The following is a 17183-nucleotide window of genomic DNA, read 5'->3' on the forward strand; positions in this document are numbered from 1 at the left end:
TGTCGCTTGCCCAGTGGTTCTTCTCCTCGTGCGGGGCGGCGCGCTGTCCGCGCGTCGCCCTCCGGCGTGGGGGTCCGCCCCCTCGCGTCCCGGCGGCCGGCTCATCCCCGCTCGGCCGGGTTTCCGCCAAGCAGGGAGGTCTCGGACGCGGGTGCCGCGCTGGGGGCAGTCGTCTTACTACCCAGAGTACGCGCAGGAGCCCCCACCGGTTCCACGGCCTCGGCCATGCGCCCGGCCGGCCGGGTGTCCGCGGGCCCTCCGACGAGCGCGCGCCACGCGTCGCGCCGCGCCTGACGCACCGCCTCCCGCGCGCTGCGCAGCGCCTCGCGCGCCGCCCGGCCCGCTTCGACGGCCGCCCGCCGCACCGGTGCCCAGAGGGTGTCGCGCACCCAGTGCCCCACCGGCGTGCACACGCTGAGCCACACCCAGCGCACCGGCCGCCCCACCAGGTTCCGTCCGAGCCACTTCAGCGCGCGCCCCACAGCCCGGGAGACGTAACCGGCGATGCGCCAGGCGTGCCCGAACGCGGCGGCGGTCTCGCGCCCGACGGGGACCAGCACCGCGCGCCACAGCCACACGAGGGGCGCGACCAGGACGGTCGTCACGCACCAGGCCACCGCGCGCCAGAGGCCGGCGGCCAGCCAGACGACGCCCCGGGCCGACGGCACGAGAACGTACTCCCACAGCGCCACCGACTCGAGCACCGTCCGGCCCAGCCAGGAGAGCCCGCGCCCGACCGGCGTGAGGACGTACGTGTACAGCCACACCAGCGGCACCACGGCGAGCATCCGGGCCACCCACGCCACCGCCGCGCCCACGGCACGCGCGGCGGCGGCGACCGCATGCCCCACCGTGCGCCCGAGCCAGGCCAGTCCGCGCCCGGCCGGGGTCAGCACCCGGCGGTACAGCCACACCGCCGGCACGACGATCCCGTACCGGACGACGGGCACCAGGACGTACTTCCACAGCAGCACCCACGGCATGATCAGCACGGCGTGGGCGACGTACCCGAGCGCCTTCGCGACGGGGACGAGGAGGTTCCCGTACAGCCACACCAGCGGTGCGGCGACCAGCAGCCGGAAGACCGCGGCGAGCGCGCGGCCGACCGCCTTCCCGCAGACGGCGAGCAGGTCCCACACCATCCGCACCGGGACGACCAGGACCAGCACGACGATGCGCACCGGGATCCTGACGACGGCAGTCAGACAGCCCTCCGCCTGTGGTGCCTCGCGCAGGGGCGCGGGCGGCTGCGGCCGCTTCTCGAAGTCCATGCCCATGAAGACGCCTCGGCCCGCCGTCCGGATCCAGAATCGGAGCATGCCTTCGCGCTCGTCCTCGAGGACGCCGCCGTTCGCCTCGATGACCTTCCGCCTGCCGGTGTTGTCGCGGTCGCACGGCAGCGGAACGGACTCCATGCCGTGTTCGCGGGCGTACGGCAGACAGGCGCGCGGCATCGCGGCGGCATACCCCTGCCGGCGGGCGCCGGGCCGTACGGCGTGGCCGACGCGCCCGCCCGTTTCGCGCGGTCGGGGCGTGAGGCGGTGACGCGAGCCGACGCGTCCGAGGAGGTGCCGCCGTCCACGTACCACCACCAGGTGGCTTCCCCCGACTCGTCCTCGGCCAGGAATTCCCCCATCACCGCGGGGAAGGGGGCGCGAAAGCGGATGTCAGGGGCGGTGAGCTGCGGCATCGCGCCGGTACGCGTGAAGGCCCGGCCGGGGGCTTCCCGGCCGGGCCTTCGCGCGGCTCAGCTCTTGCCCGCCTACGCGTTCACTCGGTTACTTGACGACCGTCAGCGGGAGCAGCTTCTTACCGGTAGGGCCGATTTGGATGGCCGTGTCCATCTGCGGGCAGACGCCGCAGTCGAAGCACGGGGTCCAGCGGCAGTCCTCGACCTCGGTCTCGTCGAGCGAGTCCTGCCAGTCCTCCCAGAGCCAGTCCTTGTCGAGACCGGAGTCCAGGTGGTCCCAGGGCAGGACCTCCTCGTACGTGCGCTCACGCGTCGTGTACCAGTCGACGTCCACGCCGAAGTCGGGCAGCGTCCTCGCCGCGGCGTCCATCCAGCGGTCGTAACTGAAGTACTCGCGCCAGCCGTCGAAGCGGCCGCCGCCCTCGTAGACGGCCCGGATGACGGAGCCGATGCGCCGGTCGCCGCGCGAGAGGAGGCCCTCGACGATGCCGGGCTTGCCGTCGTGGTAGCGGAAGCCGATGGAACGGCCGTACTTCTTGTCGCCGCGGATCTTGTCGCGCAGCTTCTCCAGGCGGGCGTCCGTCTCCTCGGCGGAGAGCTGCGGCGCCCACTGGAAGGGGGTGTGCGGCTTGGGCACGAAGCCGCCGATGGAGACGGTGCAGCGGATGTCGTTCTGGCCGGAGACCTTGCGGCCCTCGGCAATGACCTTGACGGCCATGTCGCCGATCTGGAGGACGTCCTCGTCGGTCTCGGTGGGCAGGCCGCACATGAAGTACAGCTTCACCTGGCGCCAGCCGTTGCCGTACGCCGTCGAGACCGTCCGGATCAGGTCTTCCTCGGAGACCATCTTGTTGATGACCTTGCGGATGCGCTCCGAACCGCCCTCGGGAGCGAAGGTCAGGCCGGACCGGCGGCCGTTCCTGGTCAGCTCGTTGGCGAGGTCGATGTTGAACGCGTCCACACGGGTCGAGGGCAGCGACAGGCCGATCTTGTCCTCCTCGTACCGGTCGGCGAGGCCCTTGGCGACGTCCGCGATCTCGGTGTGGTCCGCGGAGGAGAGGGAGAGCAGGCCCACCTCTTCGAAACCGGTCGCCTTGAGACCCTTCTCCACCATGTCGCCGATGCCGGTGATGCTTCGCTCCCGCACGGGGCGCGTGATCATGCCGGCCTGGCAGAAACGGCAGCCGCGGGTGCAACCGCGGAAGATCTCGACGGACATCCGCTCGTGGACGGTCTCGGCGAGGGGTACGAGGGGCTGCTTGGGGTACGGCCACTCGTCGAGGTCCATGACGGTGTGCTTGGACACGCGCCACGGCACGCCGGAGCGGTTGGGGACGACGCGGGCGATACGGCCGTCGGGCAGGTACTCGACGTCGTAGAAGCGCGGGACGTACACGCCGCCGGTCCTGCTCAGCCGCAGCAGCACCTCGTCACGCCCGCCGGGCCGGCCCTCGGCCTTCCAGGCGCGGATGATCTCGGTGATCTCCAGGACGGCCTGCTCGCCGTCGCCGATCACCGCGCAGTCGATGAAGTCCGCGATCGGCTCGGGGTTGAAGGCGGCGTGCCCGCCCGCGAGGACGATCGGGTCGTCGAGGGCGCGGTCCCTGGACTCCAACGGAATGCCCGCCAGGTCCAGGGCGGTGAGCATGTTGGTGTAGCCGAGCTCGGTGGAGAAGCTCAGCCCGAAGACGTCGAACGCCTTGACGGGGCGGTGCGCGTCCACCGTGAACTGCGGCACACCGTGCTCACGCATGAGCGCTTCGAGGTCCGGCCACACGCTGTAGGTGCGTTCGGCAAGAACCCCCTCGCGCTCGTTCAGTACCTCGTAGAGGATCATGACGCCCTGGTTGGGCAGGCCCACCTCGTACGCGTCCGGGTACATGAGTGCCCAGCGGACATCGCAGGAGTCCCACGGCTTGACGGTGGAGTTGAGCTCACCGCCGACGTACTGGATGGGCTTCTGCACATGCGGGAGCAGAGCTTCGAGCTGTGGGAAGACCGAATCGACAGACATCGAGAACTTTCCTGAGCTGGCTGGGGGACGACTGTCAAGCGTACCCCGGCCCTCAGCGGCCCGGAGCCGCCCGCAGTTTCGGCCTGGAAGCCTTCGCCCACACCTGCGGCAGCTCCCGCTCCCGTGCCTGCGCGGCCGCCTCCTCCCGGCCGTACAGCAGTCCCCATGTGAAGGCCGTCTCCCCCGCCGCGTGGGCCTGGACCGCCAGCTCGCGCAGGGCGCCGCGGGCCACGACGCTGTCCTGGTGGTCACCGAGGAGGGACTGGGCCGCCTTCACGCGCTTCGCCAAGCGTTCGGCGGGCTTGCCCAGGGCGGGCGCGGCGGTGTCAGCGGCGTAGCGGGTGCGTTTGGCCGCCTTGCGGGCGTTGTGCAGGGCCAGGTCGCGGTCCTCGCCGGGCGGGAGGGCCAGTGCGCGCTCCATGAGGGCGGCGAGGCGGGCGTGGTCCTTGCGGACCGCCTTGGAGAGGACCTTCGCGGCCGGCCGGGACGCGGCGGGGAGCAGGGGCGGATCGGCCAGCAGGGCGTGCAGGGCGGTGAGGAGGTCCAGGTACCGCTCGCTGTCGAGTACGGCGATGACCTCGTGGCGGGAGGCGTGGTGGCGGGGCACGGACCAGATGCGCAGGCGGGCTTCGGCCGGGCCGAGGACGAGTGGCTGGGGAAGAGCGGCGATGCGGCTCCGGAGGCGCTGGTCGAGGACCTCCTGGTCGCGGTCCGCGCCGAGCTCCCGCGCCAGCCACTTGAGCTCTCCGGCGATCGGGTCGGTGGCCGTCCGGTCCAGGACCTTGCGGTAGGTGCGGAAGGTACTGCGCAGGCGGCGGGTGGCGACGCGCATCTGATGCACGGCGTCGGGCAGGTCGCGCCGGACCGCCGGGTCGTGGGCGACGAGCACGTCGTACTGCTGCCGGAGGTACGTCAGGACGTGGTCGCCCGCGGTGGGGGCGGAGACGGACTGATTGGCCTTCTCCGCCTTCCCGGCCTTGTTCGACTGCTTGGTCTTCTCCGCCTTCTTCGCCTTCTCCGCCTTCTTCGCCTTCTCCGCTTTCTTCGGCCTCTTCGGTTCCTTCCGCGGCCGTGACGGCTGCGTGTCCGCCAGCCCCCTGGCCAGTTTGGACGCCCACGCGGCGGGGCGCAGGCCGGCCGCGCGGAGCCTCTTCTCGACGGCGTCGAGGAAGGCCGGGTCTCCGCCGTCGGCGAGTTCGACCTCGATCTCCGTCCAGTGCGCCGTGGTGCCGTGCGCTCCGACCCGTTCGGCGGTGACCGAGTCGACGCTCACCTCGGCGAGCAGTTCGCCCCGCGCGCCGACGAGGTGGCGGACGTCGCGCGAGGAGCGGAGCCGCATGAGGGGGGTGAGCAGGTCGCCGCGGGTCCGGGAGCGGACCAGCGCCGCCAGCGAGTCCGGGACGGTCGCGGCCAGCGGGGCGCGGATCTCGTCGCGCACGCCCGGGGAGACCGGCAGTTTGAGGTGCCAGCCGGCGTCGTCGCCGCCGGTGCGGCGGCGCAGGGTGACGGAGTCGGCGGCGAGCCTCAGGTCGTCCGTGTCGTAGTAGACGGCGTCGAGTTCCATGACGCCTCTGTCCTCCACGGCCGAGACACCGGCCGCCTCGGTCAGGTCGGGCAGCCGGGTCTCGCCGGTGGCTTCGTACTTCCGCTCGGTCTCGCGCTTGGTGTCCGCCATGAATCGAATGTAGACGCGAAAGGGCTTCCTGGCAGCTGTTATGCCGTTATGGGCCGCTGCACTCTGATCGACTGGAGCAGTCCGATCGCGACCCAGACCGCGAACATCGACGATCCGCCGTACGAGACGAACGGCAGCGGCAGCCCCGCCACCGGCATGATGCCGAGCGTCATGCCGATGTTCTCGAAGGACTGGAAGGCGAACCAGGCGATGATGCCGCCGGCGACGATCGTGCCGTACAGCTCGGTCGTCTCGTGTGCGATGCGGCAGGCGCGCCAGAGCACCACGCCGAGGAGGAGCAGGATCAGGCCCGCCCCCAGGAAGCCGAGCTCTTCGCCCGCCACCGTGAAGACGAAGTCGGTCTGCTGCTCGGGTACGAACTGTCCCGTGGTCTGGCTGCCCTTGAAGAGGCCGGTGCCGGTGAGGCCGCCGGAGCCGATCGCGATGCGTGCCTGGTTGGTGTTGTAGCCGACGCCCGCCGGGTCGAGTTCGGGGTTGGCGAACGCGGCGAAGCGGTTGATCTGGTACTCGTCGAGCAGACCGATCTGCCAGACGACGACGGCTCCGGCGGCACCCGTCCCGATCAGGCCGAAGACCCAGCGGTTGGAGGCCCCCGAGGTGAGCAGCACACCGAGGATGATCACCGCTATGACCATGACCGAGCCGAGGTCGGGCATCAGCATGATGACGACGATCGGTACGACGGCCAGGCACAGCGCCTTGACGACGGTGATGTGGTCGGGGTGCTCCTGGTCGCCCGCGTCGACGCGGGCGGCGAGCAGCATGGCCATGACCAGGATTATCGTGATCTTGGTGAACTCGGACGGCTGGAGGGAGAAGCCGCCGCCGAGCACGATCCACGCGTGCGCGCCGTTGACGGTCGCGCCGAGCGGGGTGAGTACGGCGAGCACCAGCACGACGGACAGTCCGTAGAGGACGGGGACCGCGCCGCGCAGGGTGCGGTGTCCCAGCCAGATCGTGCCGATCATCAGGACGATGCCGATGCCGGTGTTGAGGACGTGGCGCCAGAGGAAGTACTCCGGGTCGCCCTGGTTGAGCTGGTCGCGGGTACGGGTCGCGGACCAGACGAGCAGCGCGCCGATGACGGACAGCGCGAGCGACGCCCAGAGCAGCGGCCAGTCGAGCCGGCGCAGCACGGAGTCGCGGGCGGTGAGCTTGGCGAGGGTGCCGCGCTCGGGGGCGTACCGCTGGACGGAGAAACCGTGCGGGGCGGCCATCAGTCCCTCCTGCCGATCGCGATCTGCTGGTCCGCCGCCGGGTCCTTGGGCTTCTCGGGCACGTACGGCCTGATGTCCGGGGCGTTGATGGTGCCGTCCGCACCGACCTTCGGAAGCTCCTTCTGCGGCTTGGGCAGCAGGGCCTTCTTCGGGTCGATGTCGCCGTCGTCACTGACGCCGTAGAGGGCGTCGTAGATGTTGCGCACGGCGGGGCCGGAGGCGCCGGAGCCCGTACCGCCCTGGGAGATCGTCATGACGATCGTGTAGTCGTCGGTGTAGGTCGCGAACCACGAGGTGGTCTGCTTGCCGTAGACCTGGGCGGTGCCGGTCTTGGCCCGCATCGGGATCTTGTCCTGCGGCCAGCCGCCGAACCGCCAGGCGGCGGTGCCGCCGGGCTCGACGACGGAGCGCAGGCCCTTGTCGAGGTCTCGGACGGTTTCGGCGTCGACCGGCAGCTTGCCGTGGGCCTGGGGCTCGATCTCCTCGATCTTCTTGCCGTCGGGGCTGATCACGGCCTTGCCGAGGGTGGGGTTGTAGAGGGTGCCGCCGTTGCTGATGGCGGCGTAGGCGGTGGCCAGCTGGATGGGGGTGATGAGGACGTCACCCTGGCCGATGGCGAAGTTGATGCTGTCGAAGGCCTTCAGCTGGTTGCCTTCGAGGCAGCTCTCGTAGGCGATCTGCTCGACGTAGCTGCCGCCCTTCTTGCCCTGCTTGCACCAGGCGTCCTTGTTGGCTTTCCAGAAGGCCTGCTTCCACTGGCGGTCGGGGATGCGGCCCTTGACCTCGTTCGGCAGGTCGATGCCGGTCTCGGAGCCGAATCCGAAGTCATGGGCGGTCCGGTAGAACCAGTCGTCGGCGCCCTTCTTCGGCTTGATGCCGCCGTCGCGCTGCCACTCCTCGTGGCCGAGACGGTAGAAGACGGTGTTGCAGGAGTACTTGAGTGCGTCGCCGAGGGTGATGGGGCCGTGCCCCTTGGACTCGAAGTTCGCGAAGCTCCGGTTGCCCATGCTGTAGGAGCTGCTGCAGTTGTAGAGGTCGTCGAAGGGGTGACCGGCCCGCACGGCCGCGCTCGCCGACACCACCTTGAAGACGGAGCCGGCGGGTGCCTGGCCCTGGATGGCCCGGTTGAGCAGCGGGTAGTTGGAGTTCTTGTCGGTGAGCCGGGCGTACTCCTTGCCGGAGATGCCGCCGATCCAGGCGTTGGGGTCGTAGTCGGGCTGGGAGGCCATCGCGACGACGCGGCCGGTCTTGGACTCCATGACGACGACGGCGCCCGCGTCGGCCTCGTACGGGCGGCCGGTGATCTTGTCGGTCTCCTTGCGGACGGTTTTCATCGCCTGGTGGAGCTCGTACTCGGCGACGGACTGGACCCGGGCGTCGATGGAGGTGACGACGTTGGAGCCGGGCACCGTCGGGTCGTTCTCCGCCTCGCCCATGACGCGGCCGAGGTTGTCGACCTCGTAGCGGGTGACGCCCGCCTTGCCGCGCAGTTCCTTGTCGTACGTACGCTCCAGTCCGGAGCGGCCGACCATGTCGGAGCGCAGGTACGGCGACGGGCCGTCCTTGGCCTTCTCGATCTCCTCGTCGGTGACGGGCGAGAGGTAGCCGAGCACCTGGGCGGTCCTGGCCTTGCCCGGGGCGGGGTAGCGGCGTACGGCGGCGGGCTCCGCCGTGATGCCGGGGAAGTCCTCGGCGCGCTCGCGGATCTGGAGGGCCTGCTTGGTGGTGGCCTCGTCGGTGACGGGGATCGGCTGGTAGGGCGAGCCGTTCCAGCAGGGCTGGGGGGTCTCGGAGTCGCAGAGCCTGACCTTGTCGGCGACTTCCTTGGACGTCATGCCGAGTACGTCGGCGAGGCGGGCCAGTACGGCCTTGCCGTCGTCCTTCATCTTCATCAGGTCGGTGCGGTTGGCGGAGACGACGAGGCGGGTCTCGTTGTCGGCGAGCGGCACACCGCGGGCGTCGAGGATCGAGCCGCGGACGGCGGGCTGGACGACCTGCTGGACCCCGTTGCCGGCGGCTTCGGCGGTGTACTCGTCGCCGTTGCGGATCTGGAGGTACCAGAGGCGGCCGCCGAGGGTGAGCAGGAGGGAGAGGACGAGGACCTGGATGACGACGAGCCGGACCCGGACCCTGGGGGTCCGCCCGGTCTCGGGAATGTTGCTCATGCGGCGGTCCCCTCCTCGAAGTCGAAGTCCTCGGAGCCGAAGTCCTCGGAGCGGGCGGTCACAGGCGCTTGACCCCCTTGATGCGTCCGGCCCTTGCCGCCCGCGAGCGTGCGGCCTTGACCCTCAGTCCCCCGCGCTGGTCGCCGATGCGCAGGCCGGTGCCGGAGGCGAGCCAGCCGGTGGACACGTCGGCGCCGTTGCTGCCGCTCTGGCTGTCGGCGAGCGGATCGTTCTCGGCGCGTCTGGCCAGCCACATGACGACCGGTACGACGAAGGGGGCGAGCAGCAGGTCGTAGAGCGCGGAGGTGAACAGCAGGTTCACGAGGCCCACGTGGCGGGCGGCGGTGTCGCCGACCAGGGCGCCCACCCCGGCGTACAGGAGGGTGGAGCCGACGGCGGCGACGACGACCGCGAGCATCGGGGCCGTCGCGGACCTGAGCTGGCCGTTCTCCGGCTTGGCGAGACCGGCGAGGTAGCCGATGACGCACAGGACGAGCGCGTAGCGGCCCGCGGCGTGGTCGGCGGGCGGGGCGAGGTCGGCGAGGAGGCCCGCGCCGAAACCGATGAGGGCGCCGCTGGTGCTGCCGTACACGAAGGCGAACCCCAGCACGGTGAGGAGCATCAGGTCCGGTACGGCGCCGGGGAGTTGGAGCCTGGCGAGAACGCTGACCTGGACGACCAGGGCGACGACCACCAGGGCGGTGGAGAGCAGCATCCGGTTGAAGCGCATGGGGTTCAGCTCCTACGGGGTGCCGTCGGCGGGAACGGGGCCGTCGGCGGGGGGCGCCGAGGGGGTGACCGTGACGGTCACCGTGGGGGTGGGCTTGGGTCCGGCGGGCTTGGGAGGCAGGACCATGTCGCGCGGGTCCTTGCGCGGGGCCTCGACGACGACGCCGACGATGTCGAGCTTGGTGAAGCCGACGTACGGGCGGACGTAGACGGTGCGGGTGAGGTCGCCGCCGGACGGGTCGACACGGGTGACCCGCCCGACCGGGACGCCCGGTACGAACGGCTTGTCGGCCTGCGAGCCGAAGGTCACGAGACGGTCGCCCGCCTTCACCTTCGCCTTGCCGTTGAGCATCTGCACGCGCAGCGGGCGGTCGCCCTGGCCGTTGGCGAAGCCGAGTTCGTCGGTCTTCTCCAGGCGGGTGCCGACGGTGAAGTCGGGGTCGTTGGCCAGCAGTACGGTCGCGGCGTCCGGGCCGACGGTGGTGACGCGGCCGACGAGTCCGTCGCCGTTGAGCACGGTCATGTCGCGCTGGATGCCGTCATTGCTGCCGACGTCGATGGTGATGGTCCAGGAGAACCCCTGGGCCGCTCCTATCGCGATGACTTCGGCGCCCTTGATGCCGTACTGACCGGCGCCGGCCGTCTTGAGCATCTTGTCGAGTGCGCGTGCGCGGTTGCGGTTGCGGTCGTCGCTGCCGAGTTTCTGCTTGAGCGCGGCGTTCTCGCGCTCGAGGACGGCGAGGCGGTCGTGCCGCTCACCGGAATCCCGGACGGCCCCGATGGCGTTGCCGATCGGATCGACCGCGGTGGCGACCCCGTTCTCCACCGGTCCGAAGACGGTGGCGGCGGCCCGCCTGGCGCCGTCGACCGGCGACTCCTCGCCGCCGCGGATGTCCACCGTAATCAGAGCGAATGCGATGGCGATCAGCAGCACCAGGAGCAGCCGGCTCTCTCGTGTGTCCCTCACGTGCGGCGGCCGTGCCTTCCTCGTCGGAATTCTCGTGTCTGTATATCAACGATCCGCCGCACGAGACGGCAGGCCTCGTACGGCGGATTCGTTGAGACGGCTCATCGGCGGGGCTGGGCGTCCAGTACCTGCTGGAGCGCCTCGAACTCCTCGACGCACTTGCCCGCCCCGAGCGCGACGGAGTCGAGCGGGTCCTCGGCGATGTGGATCGGCATGCCGGTCTCGCGGCGCAGGCGCTCGTCGAGGCCGCGCAGCAGGGCGCCGCCGCCGGTGAGGACGATGCCGCGGTCCATGACGTCGCCGGAGAGCTCGGGCGGGCACTTGTCGAGCGTCGTCTTCACGGCGTCGACGATGGCGTTGACCGGCTCCTCGATGGCCTTGCGGACCTCGGCGGCGGAGATGACCACGGTCTTGGGCAGACCGGAGACGAGGTCGCGGCCGCGGATCTCGGTGTGCTCGTCCTTTTCGAGGTCGAACGCCGAGCCGATCGTGATCTTGATCTGTTCGGCGGTGCGCTCGCCGAGCAGGAGGGAGTACTCCTTCTTGATGTGCTGGATGATCGAGCTGTCCAGCTCGTCGCCCGCGACCCGGATCGACTGTGCCGTGACGATTCCTCCGAGCGAGATGACGGCGACCTCGGTGGTGCCGCCGCCGATGTCCACGACCATGTTGCCGGTGGCCTCGTGGACGGGCAGGCCCGAGCCGATGGCGGCGGCCATGGGCTCCTCGATGATGTGCACCTGGCGGGCGCCGGCCTGGGTGGACGCCTCGATGACGGCGCGGCGCTCGACTCCGGTGATGCCGGAGGGCACGCAGACGACGACCCGGGGACGGGCCAGGTAGCGGCGCTTGTGGATCTTGAGGATGAAGTAGCGGAGCATCCGCTCGGTGATCTCGAAGTCGGCGATGACGCCGTCCTTCAGCGGCCGGACGGCAACGATGTTGCCCGGCGTCCGGCCGATCATCTTCTTGGCCTCGGAACCGACGGCGAGGATGCCGCCGGTGTTGGTGTTGATGGCGACGACGGAGGGCTCGTTGAGCACGATGCCTTTGCCCCTGACGTACACCAGCGTGTTGGCGGTCCCGAGGTCGACAGCCATGTCACGGCCGATGAACGACATTGAGTTCCCCTTGTTCCCCATGAGGATGCGTCGGGCCTTCCCAAGTGAAGCGGTTGGCTTTCAAGGTCGGCGAAGTGGGTGCTGCAGGAGTGGAGACTTCCATCGTAGTGCCGCCTGCGCGGACACGGCGCGAGGGTCCTTCGCCATTGTGAGCGGAACACGAACCCGTCCCAGTAATGGTGACGCCGTGTCGGGGGGATGCGTTCCCGCCTTCTCCACGCATATGCCGAAGGACGACCGAATTACTTCGGTCGCCCCAGGCCATGACCTCTATATGGCTGACGCCCTGTCAGGAAATACCGGGGAAGAAAAGCTTCAGCTCCCGCTCGGCGGACTCCTCGGAGTCCGAGGCGTGGATGAGATTCTCCCGCACAATGGTCCCGAAATCTCCACGAATGGAGCCGGGCGCTGCGGCGATCGGGTCAGTGGGACCCGCCAACTGGCGTACACCCTCGATGACGCGCTCGCCCTCGACGACGAGCGCGACGACCGGACCGGAAGACATGAACTCCACCAGCGGCTCGTAGAACGGCCGGCCCTTGTGCTCGCCGTAGTGCTGCTCCAGCGTCTCGTGGTCGAGGCTGCGCATCTCCAGCGCGGTGATGGTCCAGTTCGCCTTGCGCTCGATGCGGCCGACGACCTCGCCGATCAGCCCGCGCCTGACCGCGTCGGGCTTGAGAAGGACGAGAGTGCGCTGAGTCATGTACGGCTCCTTGCGGGCATAGCGGATGCGATGCCCAGAGGCTACAAGGACACGCCGCAGGCCCAGCACCCGGCACGGGCAGCGGGCCTACTGCGCCCGCGCCTGTGCCTCCGTCCGGGGCTCCGTCCCCGCTTCCGCCTCTGCCTGCGCCGCCCAGCGGGCCTTCGCTTCGTCGATCTTGCGGCCGTAGTGGATCGAGGCCCACCACAGGCCCGCGAAGACCGCGCCCAGGAAGAACATCACCGGGACCACGAAACCACTGACGATCAGCCCAACCTGGAGCGCCCAGCCGAGCTGTAGCCCACCTGGCCTATCGATCATGCCGCAGAGCAGTACGGACAGCAGCATCGCGATGCCGCAGACCGTCCAGACCGCGGTCATCGACAGGTCGTCGGACTTCATCGCGACCAGGCCGGCGAAGGCCACCACGAAGAACTCACTGATCAGAGTGGATGCACAGAGCGTACGCACAGGAGTCAGCCCCTCCCCAGGAGCAGCCGGGCCTCGCCGACCGTGATCACGGAACCGGTCACCAGGACGCCACCGCCCGAGAACTCGCCCTCTTCCTCGGCGAGGGTGACGGCAGCCTCCAGCGCGTCGTCGAGGCGCGGCTCGACCTGGACGCGGTCGTCGCCGAAGACCTCGACGGCGATCGCGGCGAGCTCGTCGACGTCCATCGCGCGGGGCGTGGAGTTACGGGTGACGACGACCTCCGCGAAGACCGGCTCGAAGGCTTCGAGCATGCCCTTCACGTCCTTGTCGCCGCTCGCGCCGACGACCCCGATCAGGCGGCTGAAGCTGAACGCCTCACCGACGGCCGCCGCCGCCGCCCGCGCGCCCGCCGGATTGTGCGCCGCGTCCAGGACGACGGTGGGGCTGCGGCGGACGACCTCCAGGCGGCCCGGCGAGGTGACCGAGGCGAAGGCCTTGCGGACGGTGTCCATGTCGAGCGTGCGCGCCTGCTCCGCGCCGATGCCGAAGAACGCCTCGACGGCCGCCAGGGCCACCGCCGCGTTGTGCGCCTGGTGCGCGCCGTGCAGCGGCAGGAAGATCTCCTCGTACTCGCCGCCGAGCCCGCGCAGGGTGACCAGCTGGCCGCCGACCGCGACCTCGCGGGAGACGACGCCGAACTCCATGCCCTCGCGGGCGACCGTCGCGTCGACCTCGACCGCCTTCTTCAGCAGGACCTGGGCCGCGTCGACCGGCTGCTGCGCCAGGACGACCGTGGCGCCCTGCTTGATGATCCCGGACTTCTCGACGGCGATCTCGCCGGGCGTGGCGCCGAGCCGGTCCGTGTGGTCCAGGTCGATCGGCGTGACGACGGCGACGGACGCGTCGATCACGTTCGTCGCGTCCCAGCTGCCGCCCATGCCGACCTCGACGACCGCCACGTCGACGGGCGCGTCGGCGAACGCGGCGTACGCCATGCCCGTCAGCGTCTCGAAGAACGACAGGCGGTGCTCCTGCATGGAGTCGGTCATCCCGACGTACGGCTGGATGTCCTTGTACGTCTCGATGAAGCGCTCGGGGGCGATCGGGGCGCCGTCCAGGCTGATGCGCTCGGTGATCGACTGCACGTGCGGGCTGGTGTACCGCCCGGTGCGCAGCTCGAAGGCGCCGAACAGCGCCTCGATCATGCGGGCGGTGCTGGTCTTGCCGTTGGTGCCGGTGATGTGGACCGAGGGGTACGCGCGCTGGGGCTCGCCCAGGACGTCCATCAGCGCCGCCATGCGGACCAGCGACGGGTCGAGCCTGGTCTCCGGCCAGCGGCCCAGGAGCTCCTGCTCGATCACGCGCAGCGCCTTGTCCACCTCCGGGTCCTGCGGGCGGCGGACGGCTTCGTCCTCCTGCTGCGGGACCCCTTGGGTGCGCAGGGTGCGGCTGCCTGCCTCGATCACCGCCAGGTCGGGGGTGGGGGCGCCCCCTGCTCGAGCGGAGTCGGGAGCTCGGGGGAGGCCGGTCTCGGCCTCGACGATCTCTTCGAAGGCGTCGGATGCGTCGCTGTCATCGTGCGGGGGGAGCTGGCTCACGGGTCCAGTCTACGGAGCACCGCCGACAGCGCCTCGCCAGGACCGCCGGGACCTTCCGCGCACCGCGCACGACATGCCGAGGGGCCCCCGCGCGCGGCAGCGGGGGCCCCTCCGCGTCGTACCGTCGTACGCGCGTCCTACTTCTGCGGCAGCGCCGCGAGCTGGGCGGTGATCCGCTCGATGTCCGCATCGGCCTTGGCGAGCCGCCCGCGGATCTTGTCGACCACGTTGTCCGGGGCCTTGGCCAGGAACGCCTCGTTGCCGAGCTTGCCGTGCGCCTGGGCCTTCTCCTTCTCCGCCGCCGCCAGGTCCTTCGCCAGGCGCTTGCGCTCCGCCTCGACGTCGATCGTGCCCGACAGGTCGAGCTCGACCCGGGCGCCCGCGACCGGCAGGGACGCGGTCGCGTGGAAGCCCTCGCCGGCCGGCTGGAGGCGCAGCACCTGGCGGATGGCCGCCTCGTGCGGCGCGAGCGCCGTACCGTCCAGGGTCAGCCGGGCAGGGACCTTCTGGCCGGACTGCAGGCCCTGGTCGGAGCGGAACCGGCGGACCTCGGTGACGACCTGCTGGACGAGTCCGATCTCCTGCTCGGCCTCCGCGTCGCGGAAGGCCGAGTCCTTGGGCCAGTCCGCGATGACGAGCGACTCCTTGCCGGTGAGCGTGGTCCACAGCGTCTCGGTGACGAAGGGGACGACCGGGTGGAGGAGGCGCAGCATCACGTCGAGGACCTCGCCCAGGACGCGTGCGGAGACCTTGGCGGGCTCGCCGCCCGCGAAGAAGGTGGTCTTGGACAGCTCGACGTACCAGTCGAAGACCTCGTCCCACGCGAAGTGGAACAGCGAGTCCGAGAGCTTCGCGAACTGGTAGTCCTCGTAGTACGCGTCGACCTCGGCCACCGTGGCGTTCAGCCGCGACAGGATCCACCGGTCGGTCGCCGACATCTGCTCGGCGGGCGGCAGTTCGCCCTCGACCGTCGCGCCGTTCATCAGCGCGAAGCGGGTGGCGTTCCAGATCTTGTTGGCGAAGTTGCGGGAGCCCTGGACCCAGTCCTCGCCGATCGGCACGTCGACGCCCGGGTTGGCGCCGCGCGCGAGGGTGAAGCGGACCGCGTCGGAGCCGTACTCGTCCATCCAGTCCAGCGGGTTGACCGCGTTGCCGAAGGACTTCGACATCTTCTTGCCGAACTGGTCGCGGACCATGCCGTGCAGGGCGATGGTGTGGAACGGCGGGACGCCGTCCATCGCGTACATGCCGAACATCATCATCCGGGCGACCCAGAAGAAGAGGATGTCGTAGCCGGTGACCAGGACCGAGTTCGGATAGAACTTCTCGACGCTCGGGGTCCGTTCGGGCCAGCCGAGCGTGGAGAACGGCCACAGGCCGGAGGAGAACCAGGTGTCCAGGACGTCCGTGTCCTGGTGCCAGCCCTCGCCGCTGGGCGCCTCGTCGTCGGGTCCGACGCAGACGACCTCGCCGTTCGGGCCGTACCAGACCGGGATCCGGTGGCCCCACCACAGCTGGCGCGAGATGCACCAGTCGTGGAGGTTGTCGACCCAGCCGAAGTAGCGGGGCTCCATCTCCTTGGGGTGGATCTTGACCCGGCCGTCGCGGACCGCGTCGCCGGCCTCCTTGGCCAGCGGGCCGACCTTGACCCACCACTGGAGGGACAGGCGCGGCTCGATGGTCGTCTTGCAGCGCGAGCAGTGCCCGACGGAGTGGACGTACGGACGCTTCTCGGCGACGATCCGGCCCTCGGCGCGCAGGGCGGCGACGATGGCGCTGCGCGCCTCCAGGCGGTCGAGGCCCTGGAAGGGACCGTGGGCGGTGATGACCGCCCGCTCGTCCATCACGGCCAGGTTGGGCAGGCCGTGGCGCTGGCCGATCTCGAAGTCGTTCGGGTCGTGCGCGGGCGTCACCTTGACGGCGCCCGTGCCGAACTCGGGGTCGACGTGCTCGTCGGCGACGACCGGGATGCGGCGGCCGGTGAGCGGCAGCTCGATCTCGGTGCCGACGAGGTGCGCGTACCGCTCGTCGTCGGGGTGGACGGCGACGGCGGTGTCACCGAGCATCGTCTCGGCGCGGGTCGTCGCGACGACGATCTCGGCGTCCCCGGAGCCGTACCGGATGGAGACGAGCTCGCCGTCGTCCTCCTGGTACTCGACCTCGATGTCGGAGATGGCCGTCAGACAGCGGGGGCACCAGTTGATGATGCGCTCGGCGCGGTAGATCAGCTCGTCGTCGTACAGCTTCTTGAAGATCGTCTGGACGGCCCTGGACAGGCCCTCGTCCATGGTGAAGCGCTCGCGCGACCAGGCGACACCGTCACCGAGGCGCTTCATCTGGCCGGAGATCTGCCCGCCGGACTCGGCCTTCCACTGCCAGACGCGCTCGACGAACGCCTCGCGCCCCAGGTCGTGGCGGGACTTGCCCTCCTTGGCGAGCTCGCGCTCGACGACGTTCTGGGTGGCGATGCCGGCGTGGTCCATGCCGGGCTGCCAGAGGGTCTCGTACCCCTGCATGCGCTTGCGGCGGGTGAGGGCGTCGATCAGCGTGTGCTCGAAGGCGTGGCCGAGGTGGAGCGATCCCGTGACGTTGGGCGGCGGGATGACGACGGTGTACGGCTCTTTGCCGCTCTTCTCGTCCGCTTCGAAGTAACCGCGTTCCACCCAGCGCTCGTACAGCTTCCCCTCTACCTCGGCCGGCGCGTACTGGGTCGGCAGTTCGGGGGCGGGGGCTGCTGGCTGCTGCTGAGAGTTCTCGGTCACGGGCCCAGTTTACGGGCGTCACAGCCCCGTACCGAAACCGGATTCTTGGTAACGGTGCGCCCCCCGCCGCCCCGGGACGCCGGTGGTTC

General features: G+C 70.3%; 12 protein-coding genes. All 12 read right to left on the reverse strand.

What is annotated here, in order from left to right; genetic code table 11:
- Positions 1 to 101: 101 nt before the first annotated feature.
- The 12 genes from ABD374_RS23050 to ABD374_RS23105 all read right to left on the reverse strand — a co-directional run bounded on the left by ABD374_RS23050 (position 102) and on the right by ABD374_RS23105 (position 17094).
- Positions 102 to 1592: a GNAT family N-acetyltransferase gene (locus ABD374_RS23050; protein WP_344497497.1), complete on the reverse strand. Its 1491-nt coding sequence runs from the start codon at positions 1590 to 1592 to the stop codon at positions 102 to 104.
- 186 nt (positions 1593 to 1778) lie between these two features.
- Positions 1779 to 3704 (reverse strand): TIGR03960 family B12-binding radical SAM protein, encoded by a 1926-nt coding sequence (locus ABD374_RS23055; RefSeq protein ID WP_344497498.1) that lies wholly within the window; start codon positions 3702 to 3704, stop codon positions 1779 to 1781.
- 52 nt (positions 3705 to 3756) lie between these two features.
- Positions 3757 to 5379 (reverse strand): CYTH and CHAD domain-containing protein, encoded by a 1623-nt coding sequence (locus ABD374_RS23060; protein WP_344497499.1) that lies wholly within the window; start codon positions 5377 to 5379, stop codon positions 3757 to 3759.
- A gap of 38 nt (positions 5380 to 5417) precedes the next feature.
- Positions 5418 to 6617 (reverse strand): rod shape-determining protein RodA, encoded by a 1200-nt coding sequence (gene rodA / locus ABD374_RS23065; RefSeq protein WP_344497500.1) that lies wholly within the window; start codon positions 6615 to 6617, stop codon positions 5418 to 5420.
- A complete protein-coding gene (gene mrdA, locus ABD374_RS23070) occupies positions 6617 to 8782 on the reverse strand; it encodes a penicillin-binding protein 2 (protein ID WP_344497501.1) in 2166 nt (721 codons plus the stop codon). The genes rodA and mrdA overlap by 1 nt, the downstream gene beginning before the upstream one ends.
- Before the next feature lie 58 nt (positions 8783 to 8840).
- Entirely contained in the window at positions 8841 to 9512 is a 672-nt protein-coding gene (mreD, locus tag ABD374_RS23075; RefSeq protein WP_344497502.1) for a rod shape-determining protein MreD, read from the reverse strand.
- 12 nt (positions 9513 to 9524) lie between these two features.
- Positions 9525 to 10478 (reverse strand): rod shape-determining protein MreC, encoded by a 954-nt coding sequence (gene mreC, locus ABD374_RS23080; protein ID WP_344497503.1) that lies wholly within the window; start codon positions 10476 to 10478, stop codon positions 9525 to 9527.
- Positions 10479 to 10579: 101 nt separating this feature from the next.
- Complete coding sequence (locus ABD374_RS23085; RefSeq protein WP_093800865.1) at positions 10580 to 11599, reverse strand: rod shape-determining protein; 1020 nt, start codon at positions 11597 to 11599, stop codon at positions 10580 to 10582.
- 289 nt (positions 11600 to 11888) lie between these two features.
- Positions 11889 to 12302 (reverse strand): nucleoside-diphosphate kinase, encoded by a 414-nt coding sequence (gene ndk, locus ABD374_RS23090; RefSeq protein WP_093800864.1) that lies wholly within the window; start codon positions 12300 to 12302, stop codon positions 11889 to 11891.
- A gap of 87 nt (positions 12303 to 12389) precedes the next feature.
- Positions 12390 to 12773, reverse strand: a complete 384-nt coding sequence (locus tag ABD374_RS23095) for a DUF4233 domain-containing protein (protein ID WP_344497504.1) — start codon at positions 12771 to 12773, stop codon at positions 12390 to 12392.
- Between the two features lie 5 nt (positions 12774 to 12778).
- A complete protein-coding gene (gene folC / locus ABD374_RS23100) occupies positions 12779 to 14332 on the reverse strand; it encodes a bifunctional tetrahydrofolate synthase/dihydrofolate synthase (protein WP_344497505.1) in 1554 nt (517 codons plus the stop codon).
- A gap of 137 nt (positions 14333 to 14469) precedes the next feature.
- Positions 14470 to 17094: a valine--tRNA ligase gene (locus ABD374_RS23105; protein ID WP_344497506.1), complete on the reverse strand. Its 2625-nt coding sequence runs from the start codon at positions 17092 to 17094 to the stop codon at positions 14470 to 14472.
- Positions 17095 to 17183: the final 89 nt, after the last annotated feature.

The organism is Streptomyces enissocaesilis (genome assembly GCF_039533765.1).
Lineage (GTDB): Bacteria > Actinomycetota > Actinomycetes > Streptomycetales > Streptomycetaceae > Streptomyces > Streptomyces enissocaesilis.

What these genes read in the sequence shown, in the direction of transcription:
- rodA (WP_344497500.1), bottom strand. Translation starts at nt 6,617, where the DNA reads ATGGCCGCCCCGCACGGTTTCTCCGTCCAGCGGTACGCCCCCGAGCGC.
- mrdA (WP_344497501.1), bottom strand. Translation starts at nt 8,782, where the DNA reads ATGAGCAACATTCCCGAGACCGGGCGGACCCCCAGGGTCCGGGTCCGG.
- ABD374_RS23060 (WP_344497499.1), bottom strand. Translation starts at nt 5,379, where the DNA reads ATGGCGGACACCAAGCGCGAGACCGAGCGGAAGTACGAAGCCACCGGC.
- ndk (WP_093800864.1), bottom strand. Translation starts at nt 12,302, where the DNA reads ATGACTCAGCGCACTCTCGTCCTTCTCAAGCCCGACGCGGTCAGGCGC.
- ABD374_RS23055 (WP_344497498.1), bottom strand. Translation starts at nt 3,704, where the DNA reads ATGTCTGTCGATTCGGTCTTCCCACAGCTCGAAGCTCTGCTCCCGCAT.
- ABD374_RS23085 (WP_093800865.1), bottom strand. Translation starts at nt 11,599, where the DNA reads ATGTCGTTCATCGGCCGTGACATGGCTGTCGACCTCGGGACCGCCAAC.
- mreD (WP_344497502.1), bottom strand. Translation starts at nt 9,512, where the DNA reads ATGCGCTTCAACCGGATGCTGCTCTCCACCGCCCTGGTGGTCGTCGCC.